General features: G+C 68.3%; 24 protein-coding genes. 9 read left to right on the top strand and 15 right to left on the bottom strand.

The features are described 5' to 3' along the window. Positions 1–62: 62 nt before the first annotated feature. The gene (locus tag ACFOES_RS04850) at positions 63–1649 is read right to left on the bottom strand and encodes an ABC transporter substrate-binding protein (RefSeq protein WP_377832049.1); all 1587 of its coding nucleotides are present in this window, start codon (positions 1647–1649) and stop codon (positions 63–65) included. A 174-nt stretch (positions 1650–1823) separates the two neighbouring features. On the opposite strand from ACFOES_RS04850, the gene ACFOES_RS04845 reads away from it, so the two are divergent. Next, complete coding sequence (locus tag ACFOES_RS04845; RefSeq protein ID WP_377832048.1) at positions 1824–2489, top strand: DUF1028 domain-containing protein; 666 nt, start codon at positions 1824–1826, stop codon at positions 2487–2489. Between the two features lie 319 nt (positions 2490–2808). Here the strand turns inward: ACFOES_RS04845 and ACFOES_RS04840 are convergent, their stop codons facing one another. The 3 genes from ACFOES_RS04840 to ACFOES_RS04830 are packed head-to-tail and all read right to left on the bottom strand — an operon-like array spanning position 2809 to position 5131. Beyond that, the gene (locus ACFOES_RS04840; RefSeq protein WP_377832047.1) at positions 2809–3984 is read right to left on the bottom strand and encodes an acetyl-CoA C-acyltransferase family protein; all 1176 of its coding nucleotides are present in this window, start codon (positions 3982–3984) and stop codon (positions 2809–2811) included. Positions 3985–4016: 32 nt separating this feature from the next. Beyond that, a complete protein-coding gene (maiA, locus tag ACFOES_RS04835) occupies positions 4017–4646 on the bottom strand; it encodes a maleylacetoacetate isomerase (protein WP_377832046.1) in 630 nt (209 codons plus the stop codon). Continuing rightward, entirely contained in the window at positions 4643–5131 is a 489-nt protein-coding gene (locus tag ACFOES_RS04830) for a MarR family winged helix-turn-helix transcriptional regulator (RefSeq protein ID WP_377832045.1), read from the bottom strand. The genes maiA and ACFOES_RS04830 overlap by 4 nt, the downstream gene beginning before the upstream one ends. A gap of 218 nt (positions 5132–5349) precedes the next feature. On the opposite strand from ACFOES_RS04830, the gene hmgA reads away from it, so the two are divergent. Both hmgA and fahA read left to right on the top strand, forming a co-directional pair. Continuing rightward, positions 5350–6711 (top strand): homogentisate 1,2-dioxygenase, encoded by a 1362-nt coding sequence (hmgA, locus tag ACFOES_RS04825; RefSeq protein WP_377832044.1) that lies wholly within the window; start codon positions 5350–5352, stop codon positions 6709–6711. A gap of 64 nt (positions 6712–6775) precedes the next feature. Further along, a complete protein-coding gene (gene fahA / locus ACFOES_RS04820; RefSeq protein WP_377832043.1) occupies positions 6776–8032 on the top strand; it encodes a fumarylacetoacetase in 1257 nt (418 codons plus the stop codon). An 18-nt stretch (positions 8033–8050) separates the two neighbouring features. On the opposite strand, the gene ACFOES_RS04815 is transcribed toward fahA, so the two are convergent. Then, the gene (locus ACFOES_RS04815; protein ID WP_377832042.1) at positions 8051–8614 is read right to left on the bottom strand and encodes a DUF2585 family protein; all 564 of its coding nucleotides are present in this window, start codon (positions 8612–8614) and stop codon (positions 8051–8053) included. A gap of 49 nt (positions 8615–8663) precedes the next feature. Between ACFOES_RS04815 and ACFOES_RS04810 the strand changes: the two genes are divergently transcribed. Next, on the top strand, positions 8664–9614 hold the full coding sequence (locus tag ACFOES_RS04810) for an MBL fold metallo-hydrolase (RefSeq protein ID WP_377832041.1): 951 nt from the start codon (positions 8664–8666) through the stop codon (positions 9612–9614). A gap of 350 nt (positions 9615–9964) precedes the next feature. On the opposite strand, the gene hflX is transcribed toward ACFOES_RS04810, so the two are convergent. The 9 genes from hflX to dusB all read right to left on the bottom strand — a co-directional run bounded on the left by hflX (position 9965) and on the right by dusB (position 21940). Continuing rightward, complete coding sequence (gene hflX / locus ACFOES_RS04805) at positions 9965–11248, bottom strand: GTPase HflX (RefSeq protein ID WP_377832040.1); 1284 nt, start codon at positions 11246–11248, stop codon at positions 9965–9967. A gap of 10 nt (positions 11249–11258) precedes the next feature. Further along, a complete protein-coding gene (gene hfq / locus ACFOES_RS04800) occupies positions 11259–11492 on the bottom strand; it encodes an RNA chaperone Hfq (protein WP_377833004.1) in 234 nt (77 codons plus the stop codon). 151 nt (positions 11493–11643) lie between these two features. After that, positions 11644–13155 (bottom strand): potassium transporter TrkG, encoded by a 1512-nt coding sequence (locus ACFOES_RS04795; RefSeq protein WP_377832039.1) that lies wholly within the window; start codon positions 13153–13155, stop codon positions 11644–11646. A 4-nt stretch (positions 13156–13159) separates the two neighbouring features. Next, entirely contained in the window at positions 13160–14536 is a 1377-nt protein-coding gene (gene trkA, locus ACFOES_RS04790) for a Trk system potassium transporter TrkA (protein ID WP_377832038.1), read from the bottom strand. A 75-nt stretch (positions 14537–14611) separates the two neighbouring features. Next, positions 14612–16027, bottom strand: coding sequence for a nitrogen assimilation response regulator NtrX (gene ntrX / locus ACFOES_RS04785; RefSeq protein ID WP_377832036.1), 1416 nt, complete (start codon positions 16025–16027; stop codon positions 14612–14614). Next, positions 16020–18389, bottom strand: coding sequence for a sensor histidine kinase NtrY-like (locus ACFOES_RS04780; protein ID WP_377832035.1), 2370 nt, complete (start codon positions 18387–18389; stop codon positions 16020–16022). Before ACFOES_RS04780 ends, ntrX begins: the two co-directional genes overlap by 8 nt. Before the next feature lie 54 nt (positions 18390–18443). Further along, entirely contained in the window at positions 18444–19817 is a 1374-nt protein-coding gene (locus ACFOES_RS04775) for a response regulator (protein WP_377832034.1), read from the bottom strand. After that, a complete protein-coding gene (locus ACFOES_RS04770; RefSeq protein ID WP_377832033.1) occupies positions 19818–20960 on the bottom strand; it encodes a two-component system sensor histidine kinase NtrB in 1143 nt (380 codons plus the stop codon). Beyond that, on the bottom strand, positions 20957–21940 hold the full coding sequence (gene dusB, locus ACFOES_RS04765; protein ID WP_377832032.1) for a tRNA dihydrouridine synthase DusB: 984 nt from the start codon (positions 21938–21940) through the stop codon (positions 20957–20959). Before dusB ends, ACFOES_RS04770 begins: the two co-directional genes overlap by 4 nt. A 196-nt stretch (positions 21941–22136) precedes the next feature. On the opposite strand from dusB, the gene ACFOES_RS04760 reads away from it, so the two are divergent. The 3 genes from ACFOES_RS04760 to ACFOES_RS04750 are packed head-to-tail and all read left to right on the top strand — an operon-like array spanning position 22137 to position 24261. Beyond that, positions 22137–23279 (top strand): bifunctional 2-C-methyl-D-erythritol 4-phosphate cytidylyltransferase/2-C-methyl-D-erythritol 2,4-cyclodiphosphate synthase, encoded by a 1143-nt coding sequence (locus ACFOES_RS04760; RefSeq protein ID WP_377832031.1) that lies wholly within the window; start codon positions 22137–22139, stop codon positions 23277–23279. Beyond that, the gene (locus ACFOES_RS04755; protein WP_377832030.1) at positions 23276–23791 is read left to right on the top strand and encodes a phosphatidylglycerophosphatase A family protein; all 516 of its coding nucleotides are present in this window, start codon (positions 23276–23278) and stop codon (positions 23789–23791) included. Before ACFOES_RS04760 ends, ACFOES_RS04755 begins: the two co-directional genes overlap by 4 nt. Beyond that, the gene (locus ACFOES_RS04750; protein ID WP_377832029.1) at positions 23788–24261 is read left to right on the top strand and encodes a CinA family protein; all 474 of its coding nucleotides are present in this window, start codon (positions 23788–23790) and stop codon (positions 24259–24261) included. The genes ACFOES_RS04755 and ACFOES_RS04750 overlap by 4 nt, the downstream gene beginning before the upstream one ends. Before the next feature lie 115 nt (positions 24262–24376). On the opposite strand, the gene ACFOES_RS04745 is transcribed toward ACFOES_RS04750, so the two are convergent. Next, complete coding sequence (locus ACFOES_RS04745; RefSeq protein ID WP_377832028.1) at positions 24377–24832, bottom strand: type II toxin-antitoxin system RatA family toxin; 456 nt, start codon at positions 24830–24832, stop codon at positions 24377–24379. An 85-nt stretch (positions 24833–24917) separates the two neighbouring features. On the opposite strand from ACFOES_RS04745, the gene hpt reads away from it, so the two are divergent. Together hpt and ACFOES_RS04735 are read left to right on the top strand one after the other, a co-directional pair. Then, positions 24918–25496 (top strand): hypoxanthine phosphoribosyltransferase, encoded by a 579-nt coding sequence (hpt, locus tag ACFOES_RS04740; RefSeq protein ID WP_377832027.1) that lies wholly within the window; start codon positions 24918–24920, stop codon positions 25494–25496. Then, positions 25493–25681: a hypothetical protein gene (locus ACFOES_RS04735; RefSeq protein WP_377832026.1), complete on the top strand. Its 189-nt coding sequence runs from the start codon at positions 25493–25495 to the stop codon at positions 25679–25681. Before hpt ends, ACFOES_RS04735 begins: the two co-directional genes overlap by 4 nt. The last annotated feature ends 66 nt before the right edge of the window (positions 25682–25747 follow it).

The following is a 25747-nucleotide window of genomic DNA, read 5'->3' as shown; positions in this document are numbered from 1 at the left end:
GCGCTGAAGGACGGGCGGCGAAGCCGAAGGCCCGCCGCCCGGAAGCTACGGCGTTGACCCTATCAGGTCTTCACCACGTCATGCAGCTGGAGCAGGAACGAGGGTTCGAGACGGAAGTTCTCGACCTTGTCGTTGGTGACCGCGTTCTGCTTCCAGTTGGCGACGAAGACCCAGGGCGCGTCGTCATGGACGATCTGCTGCATCTTCTTGTAGAGCTCGGCCCGTTTCGCCTGATCGGTCGAGGTCCGCGCCTCTTCCAGCAGCTTGTCGACTTCCGGGTTCGAGTAATAGCCCGAGTTGAAGCCGCCCTTGTCGGGCCAGGCATCGGTGCGCAGCGCCAGGTAGGGCAGCGTGTCGGGGTCGTTGGTCATCCAGGCCATCTCGGCCATGTCGACATGGCTGCCCTTGTTGTCCAGCCCCGGGTTCACCTTGCCGAGGAAGGTGTTCCACTCGAAGGTCTCGATCTTGGCCTTGAGCCCGACGGCGGCGAGGTCGGCCTGGATCGCCGTGCCCATCGCGATCGGATCGAGCATGCCCGAGCCGCCCTCGGTGACGTAGAAGGTGAGCTCGGCGCCCTCGGCCCCGGCCTCTTTCAGCAGCGCCTTGGCCTTTTCCGGGTCGTAGGGATAGGGCTCGAGCTTGTCGTCATAGGCCCAGGCGAAGGCCGGCGGCGTCGGCCCCGCGGCGACCTCTGCGGTGCCTTCCAGCACGTCGTTGACGATCGCCTTCTTGTTGATCGCGTAATTCGCCGCCTGGCGCACGCGCTTGTCCTTGAACGGGCCGTCCTTGCAGTTGAGGATCAGGAACCAGACATGCGGGCCGGCCTGCTCCTCGATGGTGAATTTCGGCGGCTTGAATTCCGACAGTGAGGTCGGCGGCACTTCGACCATCAGGTCGATGCCGCCGGCCAGCATCTCGGCCACCCGGGTATTGGCGTCGGTGATCGGCCGGAAGATGACCGCCTGGGTGCCCGCCTTCTCGCCCCAGTAGCCGTCGAAACGGTCGATGACGACGCGTTCGTTCGACTTCCACTCGACGAACTTGAACGGGCCGGTGCCCGAGGGGTGGCGGCCGAAATCCTTGCCATGCTTCTTCACCATCGCCGGCGAGACGATCAGGCCGGTCGGATAGGCGAGGTTCGACAGGAACGGCGCGTAGGGCTGCTTCAGGGTGAACTTGACGGTATGGCTGTCGACCGCCGTCGTCTCCTTGACCGAGGAGAAGAAGAAGGCGAGCGGGAACGGGCCGGTATCGTGGTAGGGATGCTTGTCGTCGAGCATGCGGTCGAAGTTGAATTTCACCGCCTCGGCATCGAAATCGCTGCCATCGTGGAACTTGACGCCCGGACGCAGCTTGAAGGTGTATTCGGTGCCGTCGTCGCTGATGCTCCAGCTCTCGGCCAGGCCCGGCCCGACCTCGAGCGTGCCCGGCTTGTAGCGGGTCAGCCCCTCGTAGAGGTTCACCAGGATGCGGAAATCGTTGACCGCGGTATCGGCGGCCGGGTCGAGCGACTTCGGCTCGGCCACCTGGCCGACGACGAGCACGCCGGCCGGCGTGGCGGCCAGAAGTTTCTGGGCGAAGGCGCTGAGCGCGACTGTCGCCCCGGTCGCCGCGAAGAAGCCGCGGCGGGTCCAATTGGACTGGGTCATTCGGGAGGTCTCCTTGTTGGCAGCAGGCGCCCGTTCGCCGGGCGGCATTGGCGGCGGCCGCCCGTCTGACGGGGCGACTCTGGTAAATTTATCCGGATAAATTGCCTGCGTCAATTTTTCATGATAAATCGCACAAAATTAGAGCAGCAACCGGACGAGCCCGGGAGGACCCCCATGACATTCTCAATTCTGGCCCGCGATCCCAAGACCGGCGCGATCGGCGGCGCGGCGGCGACCGGGTCGCTCTGCGTCGGCGGCTGGGTGCTGCGCGGCGACATCCGGGCCGGCATGTCGGCCAGCCAGGGCGCGGCGCCGAGCACCTTCTGGGGCGAGGACGTTCTGGGGCTGATGCGGGACGGCGTTTCGGCGGCCGAGGCCGTGGCCCGGGTCGTGGCGCCGGACCAGGGGCGCGACTGGCGGCAATTGTCGGCGCTGGACCTGAACGGCGGCACCGGGGTCCATACCGGCAAGCGCAACACGCCGGTGATGGCGGAATACGCTTTCGAGACCGGCATCGCGGCCGGCAACATGCTGGCCAGCGACCGGGTGCCGGCGGCGATCGCCGAGGGGTTCCTGGGCGCGCAGGGGGATTTCGCCGGGCGGCTGCTGGACGCCCTCTTCGCCGGCCGGGCGGCGGGCAGCGACAGCCGCGGCCTGATGTCGGCGGCACTGCTGGTCCTGCGCGAGGACGCCGCCCCGCTGACGCTGCGGATCGACTATTCCGAGGACCCGCTGGCGGACCTGCGCGCCCTGCTCTCCCGCGCGACCTCGGGCGATTACGGCGACTGGGCGAGGCAGGTGCCGACGATGAAGGCGCCGCAGCGGGTGCTGGACGAATAGCGGCGACTCTTGGCTCCTCGTGAGAACATTCTGCCAGGCGCAGCAGAAGCAGCGCGAGCGCCTGCCCGTGGGGTGGCGCTCGCAACGGCCGAACTGTGCTCTTGTGGCAGCCACGCCCCTCAGCGATATGAGCCTCGAGCGCGGATGACCAAAGCGCCAGCCCGCCGGGACGGGCACGCGCTCGCGCTGCGCGTTTCACGCGCGCACCGGGCGGGATGGCGCTCGGAACGAAAGGTCGCCTGACATCCATTGCCACCCGCTCAAACGAGAAGCGCCCGCTCCAACCGGAACGGGCGCTTCATCAAGGCATAGGTGGCCCTTACATCCGCTCGATGGCCAGGGCGATCCCCTGCCCGCCGCCGATGCACATGGTGATCAGCGCCTTGCTGCCGCCGCTCCGCTCGAGCTCGTACATCGCCTTGACGGTCAGCAGCGCGCCGGTCGCGCCGACCGGGTGGCCAAGGGCGATGGCGCCGCCGTTCGGGTTCACCTTCTCGGGGTCGAGCCCCAGCTCCTTGCTCACCGCCAGCGCCTGGGCGGCAAAGGCCTCGTTCGATTCGATGACGTCGAAATCGGCGGCCGTCAGCCCGGTCCGCTCGAGCAGCTTGCGGACCGCCGGGATCGGGCCGATGCCCATCAGCTCCGGCGGCACCCCGGCATGGGCATAGCCGAGGATGCGGGCGCGCGGGGTCAGCCCGGCGGCCTGCGCCGCCTCGGCCCGCGCCAGCACCACCGCCGCCGCGCCGTCATTGATGCCCGAGGCATTGCCCGCCGTCACCGTGCCGTCCTTCTGGAACACGGCTTTCAGCCCGGCCAGCGCCTCGGCGCTGGTCTGCTTGGGATGCTCGTCGGTGTCGAAGGTCACGGTGCCCTTGCGGGAGGACATCTCGACCGGCACGATCTGCTCGGCGAAGCGGCCCTCGGCGATCGCCGCCGCGGCGCGGGTCTGGCTGAGCAGGGCGAAGGCGTCCTGATCCTCGCGGCTGATGCCGTAGTCGCGGGCGACGTTCTCGGCCGTCACCCCCATATGGCCCGAGCCGAAGGGGCAGTTCAGCGTCCCCAGCATCATGTCCATCGCGCCGACATCGCCCATCTTCTGGCCCCAGCGGGCGGCGGGCAGGATATAGGGCGAGCGGCTCATGCATTCGGCGCCGCCGGCGAGCGCGAAATCGGCATCGCCCAGCATCAGCGACTGCGCCGAGGAGACGATCGCCTGCGCGCCGGAACCGCAGAGCCGGTTGACGTTCATCGCCGGCACCGAATCCGGCACCCCGGCCTCGCGCGCGGCGACGCGGGACAGGTACATGTCGCGCGGCTCGGTATTGATCACCGTGCCGAAGACGACATGGCCGATCTGCTCGCCGCTCACCCCGGCGCGCTCCAGCGCGGCGCCGGCGGCGATGGCGCCCAGCTTGCTTGGCGGCATCGAGGCCAGCGCACCGCCGAAGGTGCCGATGGCGGTGCGGGCGCCGGAGAGGATCACGATATCGGACATGGGACTGGAAACTCCGTGGTTTGCGGCCCGGCTCACGCGGGCTTGTAATGATCGGGATGCGCGGCCTCGAAGGCCGGCAGCGCCTCCAACCTAGCGGCGACCGCCTGCAGGCGCTTCAGTGACGTCACGTCCACATTCCAGCGTCGCGCATTGTAAAGCTGCGGCACCAGGCAGATGTCGGCCAGCGTGACGCGGTCGTCATGGCAGAAACGGCCGGTCGCCGGATCGTCGAGCATGGCGTCGAAGGCGGCCAGCCGCGGGCCGATGAAATGCGCCATCCAGGCCTCGGCGGTGATGGCGCCGTTCGACGCCTTCACGACATGGGCGCTGACCGAGCTGTTGCAGACGGGATGGATCTCCATCGCGATGGCATAGGCCAGCGCCCGGACCCGGGCCCGGCCGGCGGCATCCTCGGGCAGGAACCCGGCATCGCGGGTCTCGTCGAGATATTCGAGAATGGCGAGCGACTGGGTCAGGCGCCGGCCGTCGATCTCGAGCGTCGGCACCAGGCCCTGCGGATTGCGGGCAAGGTTGGCCGCGCCCTTCTGCTCGCCCGCCAGCAGGTCGACCTGCACCGATTCGAAGGGGATTTCCAGCAGGTTGAGCGCGATCCGCACCCGGTAGGACGCCGAGCTGCGCCAGTAATCGTAAAGCCGTGTCATTCGGGATCCTCCATCAGGCGCCTGAGGGCGCGTTTCAACCCGGCGCCGTCCGGGCCGAGCCGGCTCACCAGCTCGCGCTGGAATTCGGTGGCGATCGGCAGGATGCGGGCGACCAGCGCCGCGCCGTCCGGCGTCAGCCGCAGGTCGATCAGCCGGCCGTCCTCGGCATGGGGACGCTTCTCGACATGGCCGGCCTCGACCAGGCGCTGCGCCGCCCGGCTGACCTTGGACTTGTCCATGTCGACCCGGGCATGGATCTCGCGCACCGACACCGCGCCGGCCTGGGCCAGATGGGCCAGCACCCGCCATTCCGGGATCGAGATGCCGAATTCGGCGCGGTAACGCTCGGCGAAGGCCCGGCTGACGCGCGCCGCGGCGACGGCGAGCTGGTAGGGCAGGAAATCGGCAAGGTCGAACCCGGATGGGTCGAACTCGGGCGGGTCGAACTCGGGCGGGTCGAACTCGGGCGGGTCGATATCGGGCACGGGCACTCCTGATCGTTTCGCCTGCAATGACTGCACCGAAGCGCCTGCCGACGCAAGCGCCGCCCGTCGCCGGCATCCGACCACGGCTCGCCCGCGAACGGCCCCGAAGGAACCGCTGCGCCGTCCCGTGCTTGACATCGTTGCATCTGCAACGATACCGTCCCGGCGAGACGCAAGCCGCCGCGTGGGAGTCGCGGCGCCTGTCCGGGAGAGGCATCATGACCAGCTACGAACTGCCGCGCGGGATGGTCCGCGCCGCATCGATCACCGGCCCGCACGAGGGCTACATGCCGGGCTTCGGCAACGATTTCGAGACCGAGGCGCTGCCGGGCGCCCTGCCCCAGGGCCAGAACAGCCCGCAGAAATGCGAATACGGCCTCTATGCCGAGCAGCTTTCCGGCACCGCCTTCACCGCCCCGCGCGGCCAGAACGAGCGCACCTGGTGCTACCGGATTCGGCCCTCGGTGAAACATACCGGCCGGTTCCAGAAGATCGACCTGCCCTACTGGAAATCCGCGCCCAATGTCGATCCGGACGTGATCAGCCTGGGCCAGTACCGCTGGGACCCGGTGCCGGTCGGCGACGCCCCGCTGACCTGGCTCACCGGCATGCGGACGATGACCACGGCCGGCGACGTCAACACCCAGGTCGGCATGGCCACCCACATCTACCTGATCACCGAGTCGATGCAGGACGAGTATTTCTTCTCGGCCGACAGCGAGATGCTGGTGGTGCCGCAGGAGGGCCGGCTGCGCTTCTGCACCGAGCTCGGCGTCATCGACCTCGAGCCGAAGGAGATCGCCATCCTGCCGCGCGGCCTGGTCTACCGGGTCGAGGTGCTGGAAGGCCCCGCCCGCGGCTTCGTCTGCGAGAATTACGGCCAGAAATTCGACCTGCCCGGCCGCGGCCCGATCGGCGCCAACTGCCTGGCCAACCCGCGCGACTTCAAATGCCCCGTCGCCGCCTTCGAGGACCGCGAGGCGAAGAGCCGCGTCGTCATCAAGTGGTGCGGCCAGTTCCACGAGACCTGGATCGACCACAGCCCGCTGGACGTCGTCGCCTGGCACGGCAACTACGCCGCCTACAAGTATGATCTGCGGACCTATTCCCCGGTCGGCGCGATCCTGTTCGACCACCCGGACCCGTCGATCTTCACCGTCCTGACGGCGCCCTCGGGCCAGCCCGGCACCGCCAATATCGACTTCGTCCTGTTCCGCGAACGCTGGATGGTGGCCGAGCACAGCTTCCGCCCGCCGTGGTATCACAAGAACATCATGTCCGAGCTGATGGGCAACATCTACGGCATCTACGACGCCAAGCCCAAGGGCTTCGTCCCCGGCGGCATGAGCCTGCACAACATGATGATCCCGCACGGCCCGGACCGCAACGCCTTCGAGCATGGCTCGACCGAGCCGATGGTGCCGGCCAAGCAGGAAAACACGATGCAGTTCATGTTCGAAACCCGCTTCCCGCAGCACCTGACCGCCTTCGCCGCCAAGGAGGCACCGCTGCAGGACGACTACATCGACTGCTGGGACAGCCTCGAGAAGAAATTCGACGGCACGCCGGGCACCAAGTAATCCGCTTGCACATCTGCCAACGGCTGCGCAGTCTCTGCGCAGCCGAATTCACGAGGAAACGCGCATGCCCCTGATGAAAAGCTGGGTGGAGAGCGCCAACGCGCCCGACACCGACTTTCCGCTCAACAACCTGCCCTGCGGGGTGTTTTCCGTCGGCGAGGCCGAGCCGCGCTGCGGCGTCGCCATCGGCGAGATGATCGTCGACGTCGCCGGCCTGGAAGAGGACGGGGTGATCTCGCTGAGCGAGATCCCGGTCTTCGACCTGCCGTTCTGGAACGAGCTGATGGAGCTGGGCCCCGAGGCCTGGGCCGCCTTCCGGGCGCGGATGACGCAGCTGCTGGCCGAGGGCGCGGAGGAGCAGGCCAAGGTGCTGCCGCATCTCTACCGCCAGGCCGACGCGCTGATGCACCTGCCCTTCGCCGTCTCGGAATACACCGATTTCTACGCCGGCAAGAACCACGCCTACAATGTCGGCTGCATGTTCCGCGGCCCCGAGAACGCGCTGCCGCCGAACTGGCTGCACCTGCCGATCGGCTACAACGGCCGCGCCTCCTCGGTCGTGGTCTCGGGCACCGATGTCCGCCGGCCGCTGGGACAGCTGAAGCCGCCGCAGGCCGAGCTGCCCTATTTCGGCCCCTGCAAGCGCTTCGATTTCGAGCTCGAGATGGGCGCCGTGGTCGGCACACCGTCCGAGGGCATGGTCTCGGTCGCCGAGGCCGACGACATGATCTTCGGCTATGTCCTGCTCAACGACTGGTCGGCGCGCGATATCCAGGCCTGGGAATACCAGCCGCTGGGCCCGTTCCAGGCCAAGGCGACGGCGACGACGATCAGCCCCTGGGTGGTGATGAAGGCGGCGTTGGAAGCGTTCCGGGTCTCGACGCCCGAGCGCGAGAAGGACCTGCTGCCCTACCTGCGCGAACCGGGGCCGATGCTCTACGATATCGAGCTCGAGGTCGGGCTGGCGCCCGAGGGTAAGGCCGAGACGGTGATCACCCGCACCAACTACCGCGAGATGTATTACTCGGCCGCCCAGCAGCTGGCGCATCACACCACCTCGGGCTGCCCGATGAATGCCGGCGACCTGCTCGGCTCGGGCACGATCTCGGGCGCGACGAAGGAAAGCCGCGGCAGCCTGCTGGAACTGAGCTGGGGCGGCAAGGAGCCGGTGACGCTCGACACCGGCGAGAGCCGCAGCTTCCTCGAGGACGGCGACACCCTGACCCTGCGCGGCGCGGCGAAGGGCGACGGCTACCGCATCGGTTTCGGCGCCTGTTCGGGCAAGATCCTGCCGGCGCCGCCGAACCCCTACGAAAGCTGACCGATGCGCGCCGCCGCCTCAGCCTGCCGTCTGCCAGTTCAGGATCCAGTCCATCGGGTGGATGAACATGATGACGTTCAGCGTCAGCCCGTCGCGGATGACCACGGCGGTGAGCAGCTCGAAGCCGATGCAGATGGCAAGGCTGGCCCAGACCGGCAGCCGCCGGGCCAGCCAGAAGCCCAGCAGCATGAAGGTGACGTCGGTCACCGAGTTCACCACGCTGTCGCCGATATAGTCGGTCGAGACCGTGGTGCTGCGGTAGCGGTCGATGGTCCAGTTGGTGTTCTCGAGGATTTCCCAGCCCACCTCGAGCGCCGTCGCGGCCACCAGGCGCCAGCCGATCGGCACCCGGCGCGCCACCAGCCGGAGCAGGAAGAAGAACAGGAAGCCGTGCAGCAGGTGGCTGGGCGTGTACCAGTCGGTCAGGTGCATGTTGGCATCCGGCGTGCCGGTCGGGCCATACCACGGCAGCACGGTGCCGCAGGGGCAGATCAGGCTGCGGCCCATCGCCAGTAGGACCGCGGCACCGAGAAGAACGATGAACAGCGTGACCCAATAGGGAAGCAAACGACGATCCAACATGGGGCGAGCGAAGCACAGCCCCCGCAGACTGTCTAGAAGGATTGAAGACATGGCCAAGGCATTCGCCTCGCAAGGCGACCTGAGCGAAAAGAAAACCAGCTTCACCGAGATCGGCGAGGGGCTCTATGCCTTCACCGCCGAGGGCGACCCGAACTCGGGCGTCATCATCGGCGACGAGTCGGTGATGGTGGTCGAGGCGCAGGCGACGCCGCGGCTGGCCGGCAAGGTGATCGAGGCGATCCGCACCGTCACCGACAAGCCGATCAGCCATCTCGTGCTGACCCATTACCACGCCGTCCGCGTCCTCGGCGCCTCGGCCTTCGCCGCGCCGCAGGTGATCATGTCGGATGATGCCCGGGCGATGGTGGTCGAGCGCGGGCAGGAGGACTGGGACAGCGAATTCGCCCGCTTCCCGCGCCTGTTCCAGGGCCATGAGAGCATTCCCGGCCTGACCTGGCCGACCACGACCTTCTCGGACGCGATGTCGGTCTATCTCGGCAACCGCCGGGTCGACATCATGCATCTCGGCCGCGCCCATACCGCCGGCGACGCGGTGATCTGGGTGCCGGACCAGGAAGTGATGTTCACCGGCGACATCGTCGAGTATCACTCGGCCTGCTATTGCGGCGACGGTCATTTCGCCGACTGGGGCGACACGCTGGACAACATCGCCAGCTTCGACCCGGCCAGCATCGCGCCGGGCCGCGGCGACGCGCTGGTCGGTCGGCCGATGGTGGCCGAGGCGCTGGAAAAGACCCGCGATTTCGTCGAGAGCACCTATCGGCCGGTCGCCCGTGTGGCGGCGCGCGGCGGTTCGCTGAAGGAGGCCTGGGACGCCTGCCGGGCGGAATGCGATCCGAAGTTCTCGGACTACGCGATCTACGAGCATTGCCTGCCCTTCAACGTCGCCCGCGCCTATGACGAGGCCCGCGGCATCGACACGCCCCGGATCTGGACCGCCGAGCGCGACCGCGAGATGTGGGACGCCCTGCAAGGGTGAGCGCCGGTCCGGGCAAAGCCCGGCAAACGCTCCGGTGGAGCCTTTGAGGCGCGAACGGGCGGAGCCCCGGACGCTTCGGCCAAGGGAACAGCTCAAGCCTGAACCGTCCAAACGGTTCAGGCCTTCCAAGCTCCGTTCAGCAGAGCAAGCCGTGCAAGCGCCGGACCGTGGGCTGGCGCTACCAAGACGGGGCGGCGCGCTTCTTGCTGGCCAAGTCCGTACGCCATACGAGCGTCGCGCTTACGTCGACAAAGCACCAGACCGCCGGGACGGTCCGGCGCTTGCGCGGCGGCCTGCGGCCTTGGTTCCGCGCAGCAGCGGGGCACAGGCGCAAAGGCAAGCCCCCTGCCCTACAGCTCCCGGAACCGCTTCTCCTGCCGCGCGGTCCAGCGCACGGTGATGCGGTGGCCGGTCTCGGTCTCGTCCTCCGACAGCACCACGCCCTGCTCGTGCAGCCAGGCCCGCTTGCGGCCCTCGGCGTAAGCCAGGTCGAGCACGCGCTCGGTCTTTTCCTCGTCGAGCGCGTCCGACACCGCGTCGAGCAGCGCCGGCACACCGTCGCCGGTCCAGGCCGAGATCGCGAAGGTCGCCGGGCTGCGCGCGGCCTGGGCCTCGGCTGCCGCCCGCGCCTCGCCGTCCAGCAGGTCGATCTTGTTCCAGGCCTCGAACCGCGCCACGTCCTCGCGCAGGCCGAGGCTTTCGAGGATCTTTTCGACATCCTCGGCCTGCTCGACCGTGTCGGGATGCGAGATGTCGCGAACATGAAGGACGAGATCGGCCTCGAGCACCTCTTCCAGCGTCGCCCGGAAGGCGGCGACCAGTTGCGTCGGCAGGTCCGAGATGAAGCCCACCGTGTCGGACAGGATCACCTTGCGGCCCGAGGGCAGCATGACACCGCGCATCGTCGGGTCGAGGGTCGCAAACAGCATGTCCTTGGCCATCACCTCGGCCCCGGTCATGCGGTTGAACAGCGTCGACTTGCCGGCGTTGGTGTAACCGACCAGCGCGACGATCGGGAACGGCACCTTGCGCCGCGCCGCGCGATGCAGCTCGCGCGTCTTCACCACCTTGTCGAGCTGGCGCCGTATACGGGTGATCTGCTCGTCGATGGCGCGGCGGTCGGCCTCGATCTGGGTCTCGCCGGGACCGCCGACGAAGCCCAATCCGCCGCGCTGGCGTTCGAGGTGGGTCCAGGCCCGCACCAGCCGGGTGCGCTGGTAGGACAGCGCCGCAAGCTCGACCTGCAGCACGCCCTCGCGGGTCCGGGCGCGGTCGGCGAAGATCTCGAGGATCAGCCCGGTGCGGTCGAGCAGCTTGACGCCCCAGTCCTTTTCCAGGTTGCGCTGCTGGACCGGCGTCACCGGGCCGTCGACCAGCACCAGCTCGACCTCTTCGGCCTCGAGCTTGGCCTTGATCTCTTCGGACTTGCCCGAGCCGAACAGCCGCCCCGGCGCCACCTTGGGAAGGCGCACGATCTCGGCTCCGACGACATCGAGCCCGGGCAAGGCCGCCGCCAGCGCGACGGCCTCTTCCAGCGCCGGCCCGGCCGGGCGGCGGTCACGATCCGAGGTCAGCTCGGGATGCAGGACATAGGCACGGGTGAGCGCGCCGTCATTGTCGGGGCCGTCGCCCATATCCGGAGACTCAGTCGTCGCCGTCGTAAAGATTGATCGGCTGCCCCGGCATGATCGTCGAAATCGCGTGCTTGTAGACCAGCTGCGACTGACCATCGCGGCGCAGCAGGACGCAGAAATTGTCGAACCAGGTGATCACGCCCTGCAGCTTGACACCGTTGATAAGGAAAATCGTAACGGGAATCTTGGACTTGCGGACGTGGTTGAGAAAGGCATCCTGCAAATTCTGTTTATCGGCGGCCATCATTCTTGCCTTGTTTTTTTTCGTCTTGCGCTTCGCTGCTTCTTGTCCCTCGGCCTACATCCGATGGTATAGCAAAGAGAGTATGGAGTGGGATTCGCGGAGATTCCAGACCAAAAAACAGTCCATTACGGACCTATCCTTTCGGACGGGCTCAACTGCGCCAGGAATCCGGCGCCAGCAAGGCGATGATCGCCAGGGTCTCGAGACGGCCGAGAACCATCGCGCCGGCCAGGATCGCCTTCGCCGCCGGCGCCAATGCAGCATAGCTCAGAGGGGTTTCCGTGGCTACTGCGGCGAGAGGCCCGGTCGTCGACAGCGCCGAGACCGAGAACACCAGCGCCGGCTCGAACTCGATCCCGGTCAGCGTCAGCAGCGCCATCACGAGTGTGACCGAAAGGCCAAAGAGCATGAAGAAAATCCAGGCGACATAGGCGCCCTCGCGCCGCAGCCGCCGCGCCAGCGCGCCCGCGCCGCCGACCGAATTGGGATGGACCAGCTTCTCCATCTCGCGCTGGCCGTGCTTGAACAGGGCGTAGAAGCGCAGCAGCTTGACCCCGCCCGCCGTCGTCGCCACGCCGCCACCCAGCAGCGCCAGCCCGACCAGGATCAGCCCCGGCGCGTTCAGTCCCGACCAGGTCTGGGCGTTTTCCCAGCCCACCGCCTGGAATCCGGTGGTCGACAGGAAGGAGAGCACGGTGAAGGCGCTGGCCCACAGCGCCGACAGCGCCTGCGGCAGGTGGTCGGGGCTGCGGGTCTCGATCGCGGCGGTCCAGTGTCGCAGGAACAAGAGCGCGGTGACGATCGCCACCACGGTCAGCCCCATGCGGAATTCCGGGTCGCCCAGCAGGCTCCTGCGGCCCTCGACCTGCGCCGTTCCCGGCAGGGTGTGGCGCGAGATGGCGAAGAACAGGAAAACGAAGATCAGCATCTCGCCGGGAATGCCGGACCTCGCGCCCTGCATGCCCTGCACCGGCGATATGCCCGAGGTCGCCATCGTCGACATCGCGTGGCTGAGCGCCACCAGCGGCACGTCGCCGGCAAGCAGCAGCCCGAGCCAGAGCAGCAGCGTCAGCCCGCCATAGACCGGGAACAGGATCAGCGCGTAGCGCACCAGCCGCTCGGACGGGTCGGCGACGCGGGTGATCGGGCCGCCGGCGGCGCGGCCCACCGCCCCGCCCGAGATCACCTCGAACCCGCCCAGGTTCATCGGCGCCAGCACCGCCAGCGCGGCGAGCAGGATGAAGAAGCCGCCGCCCCAGCCGACCAGCGCCCGCCACAGGTGGACCGAGTCGGGCAGCCGGCCCGGCGTGTCGTAGACCGTGGCGCCGGTGGTGGTGAAGCAGGACACCATCTCGAACCAGGCATTGGTGAAGGTGGTGTCGGGCACGGCCTCGGCCACCGGCACGGCGAACAGGAAGGGCAGCAGGACATAGGCGCCCAGCAGCGCCATCAGGTGGCTGCGGGCGGCGTTGCGCGGGGTGTAGTTCACCGTCGCCACGCCGATCATCGCGGTCAGGACCAGCAGCAGCACCGACGGGTAGAAGAAGGCGCGGCTGGTGGCGTAGTCGTGCAGCACCAGCGCGTGGGCCGCCGGCACCAGCATCGCCAGCGCCCCGACCCCCATCAGGAAAACCAGCAGCGGCAGATCGAGCAGGCGGCGCATCGGCCTAGAAGAAATCGACGGAGACCTGCAACAGGCGCTCCACCTCGGGCACGTCGGCGGCCAGGGCAAAGATGGCGATCACGTCGCCCTCGTCGATCCGGGTTCCGCCCTCCGGCTTGATCACCTTCTCGCCTTTCATCACCGCGCCGACCAGCACGCCTTCGGGGAAATCGATGTCGCGCACCATCTGGCCGGCGATCGGCGAGGTCGACAGCACCTGGGCCTCGATCACCTCGGCCTCGGCATCGCCGATCGAGTAGATCGCCCGCACCCGGCCGTGGCGGATATGGCGCAGGATCGACGACACGGTGGTGGCGCGCGGGTTGATATAGGCGTCGATCTCCAGCGGCCCCATCAGCGATACCAGCGTCGGATCGTTGACCAGCGCGATCGACATCGGGCAGCCGGCCTGCTTGGCCCGGACCGAGACCAGCAGGTTGGTCTTGTCGTCGTCGGTGACCGCCAGCACCGCGTCGGCGCGCTGGATGTTGGCCTCGGTCAGCAGGTCGATATCCATGCCGTCGCCGTTGAGAACGATGGTGCGCTCCAGCGCATCCGCCGCGCGCTCGGCCCGGCCCCGGCTCTTCTCGATGATCTTGGCCCGCACCCGGTCGGTGCGGTTTTCCAGCGCCCGCGCCACGGCAAGGCCGACATTGCCGCCGCCGACGATCACCACCCGCTCCTGCTTCTTCGTCGTCTTGCCGAAGATCTCGAGCGTGCGGTTGATGTCCTCGGTATGGCTGAAGACGTAGATCTGGTCGCCGGCGAACAGTTGGTCGCCCGGCTCGGGCGCGAACAGGGTGTTGTCGCGGCGGACGCCGACGACGATGGCGCGCAGGGTCGAGAACAGGTCGGTGAGCTGGCGCAGCGGCGTGTTCAGGACCGGGCAGTCCTCGTCCAGCGCGATGCCCAGCAGTTGCGCACGGCCGCCGAAGAAGCTCTCGGTATCGAAGGCCGCCGGGGCCGCGAGGCGCTGAAGCGCGGCATCCGCGACCTCGCGCTCGGGGCTGATGACGACGTCGATCGGCAGGTGGTCGCGGCGGTAGAGATCGGCGTAATCGGCGTGCAGGTAGCTCTGGGCGCGCAGCCGGGCGATCTTGCGGGTGACGCCGAAGACCGAATGGGCCACCTGGCAGGTGACCATGTTGACCTCGTCGGAATGGGTCGCGGCGATGACCATGTCGGCGTCGCGCGCGCCGGCGCGGTCGAGCACGTCGGGATAGCTGGCGAAACCGGCGATGCCCTGAACGTCGAGCGTGTCGGTGGCGCGCCGGACCAGATCGGCATTGCTGTCGACCACGGTGACGTCGTTCTTCTCGCCCGAGAGATGCCGCGCGATCTGCCAGCCGACCTGCCCCGCGCCGCAGATGATGACCTTCATGAACCCGCCCTTGCCAAGCAACGAGCCCCTTCATTGGCAGAAGCCGGGGAGAGGGTCAATCGCGGCGCGATCCGCTCAGCCCTGCTCACCGCCCTCGCCCTCCTCGATCCGCGCCACCCTTGCGCCGGCCTTGCTGCTGGTGACGACGCCCAGCGATTTCAGCTTGCGGTGCAGGGCGCTGCGCTCCATGCCGACGAAACTGGCGGTGCGGCTGATATTGCCGCCGAAGCGGTTGATCTGGGTCAGCAGGTATTCGCGCTCGAACAGCTCGCGCGCCTCGCGCAGCGGCAGCGTCGCCAGCCCGCCCGACAGGATCACCCGGCCGTCCTCCTCGGTGTTCTCCTCCTGGCCCGGCAGCTCGCGCGGCTCGATCGGGCCGGTACCCTCGCCCAGGATCAGCACCCGCTCGATGACGTTGCGCAGCTGGCGCACGTTGCCGGGCCAGCGCATGGTCTGCAACAGCGCCGCGACCTCTTCCGACAGCGACCGCAGCGGCAGGCCCTGGCTCTTGTTGAACAGCTCGATGAAATGGCCGGCCAGTTCCGGGATGTCCTCGCGCCGCTCCTCGAGCGACGGCACCGCGATCGGCACCACGTTGAGCCGGTCGTAGAGCTCCTGCCGGAAGCGGCCGGCCGCGATCTCGGCCGTCAGGTCCCGCGTCGTCGACGAGATCACCCGCAGGTCGACCCGCACCTTGTCGGTGCCGCCGGCGCGGCTGAACTGCTGCTCGACCAGCACCCGCAGGATCTTCGACTGGGTGCCGAGCGGCATGTCGGCGACCTCGTCGAAATAGATCACCCCGCCATGGGCCTGTTCCAGAAGCCCCTTCTCGAGCCCGCGATCCGTGCTCTCGCGGCCGAACAGCACCGCCTCCATCCGCTCGGGCTCGATCGAGGCCGAGTTGACGGTGACGAAGGGCGCCGAGGCCCGGTTCGACTGGGCGTGGATGAAGCGCGCCGCGACCTCCTTGCCGGCGCCGGCGGGGCCGGTCAGCATCACCCGGCCATTCGACTTGGTCACCTTCTCGAGCTGCGATTTCAGCGACTTGAAGGATGGGCTCGAGCCGATCATCTCGGCCGAGGCGACATCGCGGCGACGCAGGTCGCTGTTCTCGCGCCGCAGCCGCGAGGTCTCCATCGCCCGCGACACGACCACCATCAGCTGGTCGATGTTGAACGGCTTCTCGATGAAATCGTAGGCGCCCTGCTTGATCGCCGCGACGGCGATCTCGATATTGCCGTGGCCCGAGATGATCACCACCGGCACGTCCGGATTGTCGCGCTTGACCGCCTTGAGGATGTCGATCCCGTCCATCCGGCTGTCCTTGAGCCAGATATCGAGGATCATCAGCGCCGGCGGTTCGGCGTTGATCTCGGCCATGCACTCGTCCGAATTGCCGGCCAGGCGTGTCGTGTAGCCCTCGTCGCGCAGGATATCCGATATCAATTCCCGAATATCGCGCTCGTCGTCGACGATCAGAATATCACCCATATCTCTCTTCCTCGCGGCGGCCGTCCGCCTTGTCCGTTGCCCCGTCAACCGGGGGGGCTTCCTCCGCCCCGTTCTGGGGCTCCTTCGGCCCTGCGCGCCCCGAAAGCGGCAGGAGAATCTCGGCCATCGCGCCCGCATGGGCACCCTCGGCGAAGGGCGGCGCATCGGTCAGCGTCAGCGCGCCGCCATGCTCCTCGATGATCTTCTTGACGATCGGCAGGCCCAGCCCGGTGCCCTTCGCGCGCGTCGTCACGTAGGGCTCGAACAGGCGCGAGCGGTCCTCGGGCAGGCCGATGCCATTGTCGGCGATGGTGATCCTGGCGCTGCCGTCGCTGGTCGACAAGGCCACCCGGATTTCCGGCACATAGCCCCGTGGCGCGCCCTTTTCCTGAAGCGATTCAATCGCCTCGCCGGCATTCTTGATCAAGTTTGTCAACGCTTGCGAGATCATCGTCGCGTCGATCTCGGCCAGCATCGGCCGCTCGGGCAGGTCGGAGACCAGCGTCACCCCGGTCAGCGCGCTTTCCTGCAGCACCACCGCGTCGCGCAAGAGCCGGGTCAGGTCATGTTCGCGCCGCTCGGGCTCGGGCATGCGGGCGAAGCGCGAGAACTCGTCGACGATGCGGCGCAGGTCGTTGGTCTGGCGCACGATGACGTCGGTATATTGCTCCAGCGCCTCGGCCTCCTCGGGGTCGAGCTTGCGGAACTTGCGCTTGATCCGTTCGGCCGAGAGCTGGATCGGCGTCAGCGGGTTCTTGATCTCGTGGGCGATGCGGCGGGCGACATCGCCCCAGGCCGCCATCCGCTGGGCGCTGACCAGTTCGGTGACGTCGTCGAAGGCGACGACATAGCCCTCCAGCCGCCCCTCCTCGTTGCGGCGCCCGGCCATCCGCACAAGCAGGCTCTCGATCTTGCCGCGCCGCGACAGCCGGATCTCCTCCTGCACCGCGCCGCCGGCGCCCTGCCGCAGCCGGGCGAAGAGCGCCGCGAATTCCGGCACGGCAAGGTCGAGCGGCTGGCCCTGGTCGTCGCCGACGGCGAGGTCGAGGATCTGCTGGGCCGAGCGGTTGGCGAAGTCAACCCGGCCCTCGGCATCGAGGCCGATGACGCCCGAGGTGATCGAGGACAGCACCGTGTCGAACTGGCGCCGGCGCCGCTCGGTCTGGTCGTGGCTGTCCATCAGCGCCCGGCGCTGGCCTTTCAGCTGGCGCGTCATCTGGTTGAAGATCCGACCCAGCATGGCGATCTCGTCGTCGCCCTCCTCCTCGATCACCTGGACGTCGAGATCGCCGCCGCCGACGCGCTGCGCCGCCCCCGCCAGCCGGCCGACCGGCCGCGCCAGCCGCTCGGCGAACCACAGCCCGAGCCAGATCGCCGCCATGATCAGGATCAGCGCGAAGCCGAGATAGAGCAGACCGAACTCGAACAGCAGCCGGCCGCGGTCGCGTTCGAGCTGCTGGTAGAGATGCACCGTCGCCTTGGTCTCGTCGAGCAGCTTGAGAATGCCGCCATCGACCACGCGCGAGACGTAGAGATAGCGGTCGAGATAGGGCCGCAGCGCCACCAGCGCCCGGAACTCGTTATTGTCGAGATCCTCGATGATGACGGTCTGGCCCTTGCGGGCATCGGCGAAATCCTGCGGCTTGGGCGGGGTGTAGTTGAACAGGTAGGAGCGGTCGCCGCGGGCCCGGATCTGGGCGGTGCCGTCGATGACATAGGCCGAGCGCAGCCCGCGCTGGATCTGGGCCTGGCCCTGGGTCAGCAACTGCCGCAGCTCGCCGTCATCGACATAGATGCCCTTCTGCCGCGCCGCGTCCAGATAGGCGGCCAGCGCATCGGCATCCTGCTGCAGGTCGCGGCGATGCTCGCCCTCATAGGCCTGGGCGGCGGCCAGCGACGAGGCCACCACCGAGCGGACCCGGGTCGAGAACCAGCCTTCGAGGCCGATATTGATGGTCAGGCCGGCGAAGACCGCGACCAGGACGGTGGGAATCAGCGCGATCAGGGCGAAGACGCCGGTCAGGCGCAGGTGCAGCCGCGAGCCGGCGGATTGCGAGCGCCGGTCCGAGATCATCCGCGCCACCCGCCGCGCCACCAGCGCCGCGACGACCAGCACGTAGATCAGGTCGCCCAGCAGCACGCCGCGCAACAGCGGCGAGGTCGCGCCCTCGTTCAGCGGCCCGAGCGCCATGAAGGTCAGCAGCGCCAGCCCCGGCCCCAGCCCGACCAGGGCCAGGGTCATGACCGTCTGAACCCGGCGCTGCTTGCGCAGCCGGTTGAGCCGAGTGAAGGTTGCGCCGCGCGCCGCCCGATCCAACGGGAATGCCCCCAGTTTTGGGACGTCCTGCGTCCCGACCGCCATATCTCGTGGTCGCCCGCAGGGCTGAAGCCGAAGCGCCACGTATCTGTTGCGGTTTTACATCAACTTGCGGCGGCGTGTCACGCGAATATCCAGGTCGGTGATCTTCTTGCGCAGGGTATTGCGATTGATGCCCAGCAGGTCGGCGCATTTCGCCTGGTTGCCGGCGGTGGCGTCGAGCGAGATCTCGATCAGCGGCAGCTCGACCTCGCGCAGGATGCGGGCATAGACCCCGGGCGGCGGCAGCGCCCCGCCATGGAGGTCGAAATAGCGCCGCAGGTGCTTGGCCACGGCGGCTGACAGCTTCTCGCTCTCGCCGCCGCCCTTGAGCGGCTCCATCGCCGGCTGGCTGCCCAGCACCGCCTCGACCTCGGCCCGGGTGATCTCTTCCTCGGGCGAGGTGACGGCGAGCCGGCGCAGGGTGTTCTCGAGCTGGCGCACATTGCCCGGCCAGCTATAGGCCCGCACCAGCTCCATCGCATCGGGGGACAGCCGCCGGACGATGCCCAGGTCGCGCTCGCCGCGGGTCAGGAAATGCTCGGCCAGCAGCGGGATGTCGTCGACCCGTTCGCGCAGCGACGGCACCGGGATGGTGACGCCGCCGAGGCGGTAGAACAGGTCCTGGCGGAAGCGCCCGGCCTCGATCTCGGCCATCAGGTCGGCCTGGCTAGTCGCCATGATCCGCGGCGCGGTCTCGCCCAGCGTGTCGAGCAGCCGGACGATGCGACCCTGGGTCTCGGCGTCGTAATCCGAGACCTCGTCGAAGACGATCGAGCCGCCCTTGGCCTTGGCCAGCAGCGTCGAGGGACCGTCGGCGCCGGCGAGGTCGGCGGCCGAGGCGACGACGAAAGGCAGCGTCCGGCGGTCCGAGAAATCGTGGATCGCCTTGGCGATCAGCGACTTGCCGGTGCCTGATTCGCCGGTGACCAGGACCGGCAGGTCGGTGTTCATCACCCGCGCGACAAGCCGGTAGAGCGCCTGCATCTGCGCGGTGCGGCCGACCAGCGGCAGGTCGTCGCCGCCGGTCGTGTCCTCGACCGGCTCGGTCTTGCGCGGCGCCACCCGGCGCTTCTGGTCCAGCGCCCGCGCCGCCCGCTTCATCAGGTCCGGCAGGTCGAAGGGTTTCGGCAGGTAGTCGTAGGCCTCGGCCTCGGCGGCCTGGATCGCGGTCATGATCGTGTTCTGGGCCGAGATCACGATCACCGGCAGGCCCGGCCGTTCCTGGCCGATCTTGGGCAGCATCTCAAGCCCGTTGCCGTCGGGCATGACCACGTCCGAGATCACCAGGTCGCCCTTGCCCTCTTCGACCCAGCGCATCAGCGTGGTCAGCGACGAGGTCGCGTGCACCTTGCAGCCGGCGCGGGTCAGCGCCTGGGTCAGCACGGTGCGGATGGTACGGTCGTCATCGGCGACAAGAACAGTGCCGTCCATTTAGGGGGTCTCCGTTTCCTTGGGCCCGGAGTCGGGGGTCTCCGGGCGCTCTGCTTCCTTTGGGGCGACCGGCAGCGAGATGCGGAAGACGGTGCGCCCGGGCACCGAATCGACCGCGATCCAGCCGTCATGGTCTGAGATGATCTTGGACACCAGCGCCAGGCCGAGCCCGGTGCCGTTCTCGCGGCCCGAGACGAAGGGCTCGAAGATCTCGGCGGCGATCTCGGGCGGCAGGCCCGGGCCGTCGTCGATGATCTCGACCTGCAGCGGCAGCGGGTTGCCGGTGCCGTCCTTGCGCCGCAGCCGCAGCGACTGTTCGTAGAAGGTATGGATGCGAATCGTGCCGCCGTCCTGGCCCGCCGCCTCGGAAGCGTTCTTGAGCAGGTTGAGGAAGACCTGCAGCATCTGGTCGCCGTCGACATAGGTCGGCGGCAGCGACGGGTCGTAATCCTCGACGATCTGCATCCGCGCGGCAAAGCCGACCAGCGCCGATTTCCGCGCCCGGTCGAGCAGGTCGTGGATGTTGACGACGCGCCTCTCGGGCGGGCGCAGGTTGCCGAACTGCTCGACCTGTTCGAGCAGCTTCACGATCCGCCGGGTCTCGGCGACGATCAGGTCGGTCAGTTCGCGGTCCTCGGCCGACAGCCCCATCGACAGAAGCTGCGCCGCCCCGGCGATGCCGGCGAGCGGGTTCTTGATCTCGTGGGCCAGCATCTCGGCCATGCCGATCGCCGAGCGGGCGGCCGATTTGACGCTCATCGCCCGGCCCAGCCGGTCGGCGATGTCGCGCGGCGAGATCAGGAGCAGCAGGGTGTCGCTATCGTCGGTCAGCGGCGCGATCTGGATGTTGCACTGCACCGGCGGCCGTTCGCCGGTGCCGACATTGACGTCGTGGATGAACAGCGCCGCCTGGTTCTTGCGGGTCCGGTCCAGAGCGTCTTCCAGCGGCGCGTCGATCATCAGCCGGTCGAGATCGGGATGGGCGCGCAGCACCTTGGACGAGGTATTGAGGAAGGTTTCCGCCGCCGGGTTGATGTCGGTGATGCGGTTGTCGGCGTCGAACAGCACCCCCGGCAGCGGCAGCGACTGCCAGACGATCCCGGTCAGCGGCTCGCGTGGCTTGCGGCCCGGTTTCAACCTCATGCCGCCGCCCTCTCGCTGTCGGTCAAGGCGTCGCGGACCAGCCGCAGCACCGTGGCCGGATCATCGCCGGTCAGGATCGGCCGGCGCCAGCTGGCCGTCGCTCCGGCCTGTTCGAGATACCAGCCCAGATGCTTGCGCGCCGTCCGCAGCCCGAGTTCGCTGCCGTAGAAGGACAGGATCGCCTCGTAATGCGCCGCGACGAGGTCGGCCAGCGCCGCGCCCTCGGGGATCGCCGGCGCCGGGGCGCCGAAACTATCCGCCGCGATCTGCGCCAGCCGCCACGGTGCACCCTGCGCCCCGCGGCCGACCATGACCCCGTCGGCGCCCGACTGCTCCAGCGCCTGCCGGGCCGACGCGGCATCGACGATGTCGCCATTGGCGATGACCGGGATAGAGACCGCCTCTTTCACCGCCCGGATCGCTGCCCAATCGGCTTGGCCCTTGTAGAACTGGCACCGGGTGCGGCCGTGGATGGTAATCATCTGGACGCCGGCCGCCTCGGCCCGCCGCGCCAGTTCGGGCGCGTTGAGCAGGCTGTCGTCCCAGCCCAGCCGCGTCTTCAGCGTCACCGGCACCCGCACCGCCGCGACCACCGCCTCGATCAGCGACAGCGCGTGATCGAGGTCGCGCATCAGCGCCGAGCCGGAATAGCCGTTGGTCACCTTGCGCGCCGGGCAGCCCATGTTGATGTCGATGATCCGCGCGCCCTGCCCTTCGACATAGCGCGCCGCCTCGGCCATCCAATGCGCCTCGCGCCCGGCGAGCTGCACCGCGGTCGCCGCCTCGCCGAATCCCAGCTCGGCCCGCGCCCGTGCCAGCGGCCTCGCCTGCACCACTTCCTGGCTCGCCACCATCTCGCTCACCACCAGCCCGGCGCCGAACCCCGAGACCACCCGCCGGAACGGCAGGTCGGTGATTCCGGCGAGCGGCGCCAGAAAAACGGGCGGATCGAGTGTCAGGTCTGCCAACCGAATGGCCATTTGCCTAATCCTTGTGCGTCAACTTCCAGCTAGTCATAAGCACGAAGTATTACAATTCGACCGATCGGACCACATGGTCAGAAAACGGCATCTGCCTAATTTTTGGGCGCCCTCGCCAAAGGCTTTGTCGCATTGTCACGCAGCGGCGCATCTTCTAGACAGGTCCGCACCGCAGCAACACCGCCGGGAGCCCGTCATGCAAGCGACTGCCGCCATCATCGTCGCCGCCGGGCGTGGGCTGCGGGCGGGCGGCGGGATTCCCAAGCAATGGCGCGACCTTGCCGGTCAACCGGTGCTGGCCCGGACCGTTGCCGCCTTCCGCGCGGCACCGGGAATCGGGACCATCCTTCTTGTCCTGCATCCCGACGACATGGCCCGCGCCGCGCCGCTATTGGCCGAGGGCGTCGAGATCGTCACCGGCGGGACCAGCCGCGACGCCTCGGTGCGAAACGCGCTCGAGGCGCTGGACGGCCGCGACATCGACCGGGTGCTGATCCATGACGGGGCGCGGCCGCTGGTCTCGGCCGATCTGATCGCCCGGATGATCGCCGCGCTGGACGATGCCCCCGCCGCCGCCCCGGCGCTGGCGGTCACCGATGCGCTGTGGCGCGGGGCGGATGGCACCGTCGCGGCCACGGTGCCGCGCGACGGGCTCTACCGGGCCCAGACGCCGCAGGCCTTCCGCTACGAGCTGATCCTCGCCGCCCATCGCGCCCATCCCGGCGGCGCCGCCGACGATGTCGAGGTCGCCCGCGCCGCCGGGCTTGACGTCGCCATCGTCGAGGGCGAGGAGGACAACCTGAAACTGACGGTGGCGGCGGATTTCGCCCGCGCCGCCCGCATCCTGAGAGGCAGCCCGATGGATATCCGCAGCGGCAACGGCTATGACGTCCACGCCTTCGGACCGGGCGATCACGTCTGGCTCTGCGGCGTGAAAATCCCGCATTCGCATGGCCTTGTCGGCCATTCCGATGCCGATGTCGGGATGCACGCGCTGACCGACGCACTCTATGGCGCGCTGGCCGAGGGCGATATCGGCCGCCATTTCCCGCCCTCCGATCCGCAATGGAAGGGCGCCGCCTCGCATATCTTCCTCGCCCATGCCATCGGGCTGGCCCGCGGGCGCGGATTCGAGCTCGCCAATTGCGACCTCACCCTGGTCTGCGAACGGCCGAAGATCGGCCCGCACGCCATCGAGATGCAACAGGAACTGGCCCGGATCATGGAGGTCGAGATGGACAGGGTAAGCGTCAAGGCGACGACATCGGAACGGCTCGGCTTCACCGGGCGCGAGGAAGGGATCGCGGCGCTGGCCACCGCGGTGCTGGTGGCGCGATGAGCCGGCTGGTCTCGATCTTCTTCGGCGTCGGGTTGCTGCGCCCCGCCCCGGGCACCTGGGGCTCGGCCGCCGCCATCGCCCTCGGCGTCGCCATCGACTATTTCCTCGGCTACCCGGCGCTGGTCGTCGCCACCGTGCTGGCGATCGCGGCCGGGTTCTGGGCCTGCGGCCAGGAGCTGCGCAACCGCCCCGGCGAGGACCCGTCCGAGATCGTCATCGACGAGGTCGCGGGGCAATGGCTGGCGCTCCTGTTCCCGGCCGGGGCGTTCTGGAACATGGGGCTGACCGACTGGGCCGTGGTCGCCTATCCCGGCTGGATCGGCGCCTTCGCCTTCTTCCGCCTGTTCGACATCTGGAAGCCGTGGATCATCGGCAAGGCCGACCGCCGCGGCGACGCCGCAGGGGTGATGCTCGACGATCTCTGGGCCGGGCTGTTCGCCGGGTTGGCGACGATTCTGGCGGCGATGCTCTACCACGGCCCGATCATCCTGCAACGGGTGATGGGCGGATGAGCCCACTCGCCCCGCGCCTGCTCGAGGCCGCCCGCGCCGCCGGCGCCATGCTGGCCACGGCCGAGAGCTGCACCGGCGGCCTGATTGCCGGGGCGATCACCGATATCGCCGGCTCCTCGGACGTGTTCGACCGCGGCTTCGTCACCTATTCCAACGCCGCCAAGATCGACATGCTGGGGGTGACGGCCGAGACGCTGGAAGCCCATGGCGCGGTGTCGGAAGAGACCGCGCGCGAGATGGCGACCGGCGCGCTGGCCCGCTCCGCCGCTACCCTGGCCGTGTCGGTGACGGGCATCGCCGGCCCCGGCGGCTCCGGGCACAAGCCCGAGGGCCGGGTGTGCTTCGGCCTGGCACAGGCCGGCAAGCCGACCGTCACCGAGACCGTGGAATTCGGCGCCATCGGCCGGGCCAAGGTCCGGGCGGCGACGGTCGAACACGCGCTGACGCTGCTACTCGAGGCGCTGGCCTGATCGCACGTCCGGGCCGCCCCGAGCGCAGGGCGGGGTCGAGCAGCCCGCACGCTTGGTCGGCGCAGACCTAGCCCCTTCTTGCGGATAAAGACATCCCCGGCGGTCGCGATGAACCTCACCGCGCGCCGTACAGCTCCTGCGCCCGTTTCTCGAAGGCGCGCACGACATGCTGCATCGCCTCGTTGAACACCACGCCGATCACCTTCTGCAGGATCGCATTCTTGAACTCGAAATCGACGAAGAATTCGACCTCGCAGCCGCCCGCGTCGCGGTCGCGGAAGGTCCAGTAGCTCTTCATGTAGCGGAACGGGCCGTCGAGATACTCGGTATCGATCCGCCTGTCGGCCGGCCACAGCGTCACCCGGCTGCCGAAGCGTTCGCGGAAGACCTTGAACGAGATCACCAGATCGGCCTCCATCACCTCGCTGCCGTCCGGCCCCGGCGTGCGCGAACGGATCCGGGCCGCCGCCGTCCAGGGAAGGAACTTCGGGTAGGACGCGACATCGGCGACGAGGTCGTACATTTCCTGCGCCGCATAGGGCAGGACGCGGGTTTCCTGATGGGTCGGCATGTCGCTCCGATTGCTGGTGACTTGGGGCGCGAATTTCGATAGTTCTGCCGGCGAAATCAAGGGGTGGCGCAAGCAAGGGGCGGGTATGTCACAGAGACCTTATGTCATCGACCAGATGATCTCGGCCAAGACCATCGCTGCCAGGGTCGAGGAACTGGCCCGCACCATCACCGAGCATTTCGCCGGCACCGACAAGCTGGTCGTGGTCGGGCTGCTGCGCGGCTCCTTCGTCTTCATCGCCGACCTGGTGCGCGAGATCGACCTGCCGGTCGAGGTCGATTTCCTCGAGGCCTCGTCCTACGGCAATTCGACCGAAAGCTCGCGCGAGGTGCGGATCCTCAAGGACCTGCGCGGTGAGATCGAGGGCCGCGACGTGCTGGTGGTCGAGGATATCGTCGATACCGGCTTCACCCTCAACCATGTCGTCCATCTGCTGCAAAGCCGGGCGCCGCGGAGGCTCGAGGTCTGCGCCCTGCTCGACAAGCCGTCGCGGCGCGAAGTGGACGTGCGCGCCACCTGGACCGGCTTCGAGATCCCCGACGAATTCGTCGTCGGCTACGGCATCGACTACGCCCAGCACAACCGCAACCTGCCCTATATCGGCAAGGTGCGCTTTGTCGAAGCGGCCGAGACGGTCGCAGCCAGGGAAGATGGAGCGCCGTGAACCCGCTCTGGCTGACCCGCATGGCGCGCTGGCTGCGCCATCCGCCCTCGCCGGCGCGGGTCAGGCTGGTGATCGGGGTCGGGCTGGCCTGCCTCGCGCTGGCGCTGTTCGCAAGATACGTCTACTGGCCCGACTGGGCGGTGCCGAACCGCATCGGCCGGCTGCCGCATGTGAGGCTGCGCTGAAGTCTCCGGACCAGCCTGGCAGCCGAGCGGTTTTTCCATTGGCGCAGAGACAAGCCGTGTAGCGCC

It is taken from the genome of Acidimangrovimonas pyrenivorans, assembly GCF_042643245.1.
Lineage (GTDB): Bacteria > Pseudomonadota > Alphaproteobacteria > Rhodobacterales > Rhodobacteraceae > Acidimangrovimonas > Acidimangrovimonas pyrenivorans.
This window is presented reverse-complemented; position numbering and strand designations above follow the sequence as displayed.

What these genes read in the sequence shown, in the direction of transcription:
- ACFOES_RS04850 (WP_377832049.1), bottom strand. Translation starts at nt 1,649, where the DNA reads ATGACCCAGTCCAATTGGACCCGCCGCGGCTTCTTCGCGGCGACCGGG.
- ACFOES_RS04845 (WP_377832048.1), top strand. Translation starts at nt 1,824, where the DNA reads ATGACATTCTCAATTCTGGCCCGCGATCCCAAGACCGGCGCGATCGGC.
- ACFOES_RS04840 (WP_377832047.1), bottom strand. Translation starts at nt 3,984, where the DNA reads ATGTCCGATATCGTGATCCTCTCCGGCGCCCGCACCGCCATCGGCACC.
- maiA (WP_377832046.1), bottom strand. Translation starts at nt 4,646, where the DNA reads ATGACACGGCTTTACGATTACTGGCGCAGCTCGGCGTCCTACCGGGTG.
- hmgA (WP_377832044.1), top strand. Translation starts at nt 5,350, where the DNA reads ATGACCAGCTACGAACTGCCGCGCGGGATGGTCCGCGCCGCATCGATC.
- fahA (WP_377832043.1), top strand. Translation starts at nt 6,776, where the DNA reads ATGCCCCTGATGAAAAGCTGGGTGGAGAGCGCCAACGCGCCCGACACC.
- ACFOES_RS04815 (WP_377832042.1), bottom strand. Translation starts at nt 8,614, where the DNA reads ATGTTGGATCGTCGTTTGCTTCCCTATTGGGTCACGCTGTTCATCGTT.
- ACFOES_RS04810 (WP_377832041.1), top strand. Translation starts at nt 8,664, where the DNA reads ATGGCCAAGGCATTCGCCTCGCAAGGCGACCTGAGCGAAAAGAAAACC.
- hflX (WP_377832040.1), bottom strand. Translation starts at nt 11,248, where the DNA reads ATGGGCGACGGCCCCGACAATGACGGCGCGCTCACCCGTGCCTATGTC.
- hfq (WP_377833004.1), bottom strand. Translation starts at nt 11,492, where the DNA reads ATGGCCGCCGATAAACAGAATTTGCAGGATGCCTTTCTCAACCACGTC.
- ACFOES_RS04795 (WP_377832039.1), bottom strand. Translation starts at nt 13,155, where the DNA reads ATGCGCCGCCTGCTCGATCTGCCGCTGCTGGTTTTCCTGATGGGGGTC.
- trkA (WP_377832038.1), bottom strand. Translation starts at nt 14,536, where the DNA reads ATGAAGGTCATCATCTGCGGCGCGGGGCAGGTCGGCTGGCAGATCGCG.
- ntrX (WP_377832036.1), bottom strand. Translation starts at nt 16,027, where the DNA reads ATGGGTGATATTCTGATCGTCGACGACGAGCGCGATATTCGGGAATTG.
- ACFOES_RS04780 (WP_377832035.1), bottom strand. Translation starts at nt 18,389, where the DNA reads ATGGCGGTCGGGACGCAGGACGTCCCAAAACTGGGGGCATTCCCGTTG.
- ACFOES_RS04775 (WP_377832034.1), bottom strand. Translation starts at nt 19,817, where the DNA reads ATGGACGGCACTGTTCTTGTCGCCGATGACGACCGTACCATCCGCACC.
- ACFOES_RS04770 (WP_377832033.1), bottom strand. Translation starts at nt 20,960, where the DNA reads ATGAGGTTGAAACCGGGCCGCAAGCCACGCGAGCCGCTGACCGGGATC.
- dusB (WP_377832032.1), bottom strand. Translation starts at nt 21,940, where the DNA reads ATGGCCATTCGGTTGGCAGACCTGACACTCGATCCGCCCGTTTTTCTG.
- ACFOES_RS04760 (WP_377832031.1), top strand. Translation starts at nt 22,137, where the DNA reads ATGCAAGCGACTGCCGCCATCATCGTCGCCGCCGGGCGTGGGCTGCGG.
- ACFOES_RS04755 (WP_377832030.1), top strand. Translation starts at nt 23,276, where the DNA reads ATGAGCCGGCTGGTCTCGATCTTCTTCGGCGTCGGGTTGCTGCGCCCC.
- ACFOES_RS04750 (WP_377832029.1), top strand. Translation starts at nt 23,788, where the DNA reads ATGAGCCCACTCGCCCCGCGCCTGCTCGAGGCCGCCCGCGCCGCCGGC.
- ACFOES_RS04745 (WP_377832028.1), bottom strand. Translation starts at nt 24,832, where the DNA reads ATGCCGACCCATCAGGAAACCCGCGTCCTGCCCTATGCGGCGCAGGAA.
- hpt (WP_377832027.1), top strand. Translation starts at nt 24,918, where the DNA reads ATGTCACAGAGACCTTATGTCATCGACCAGATGATCTCGGCCAAGACC.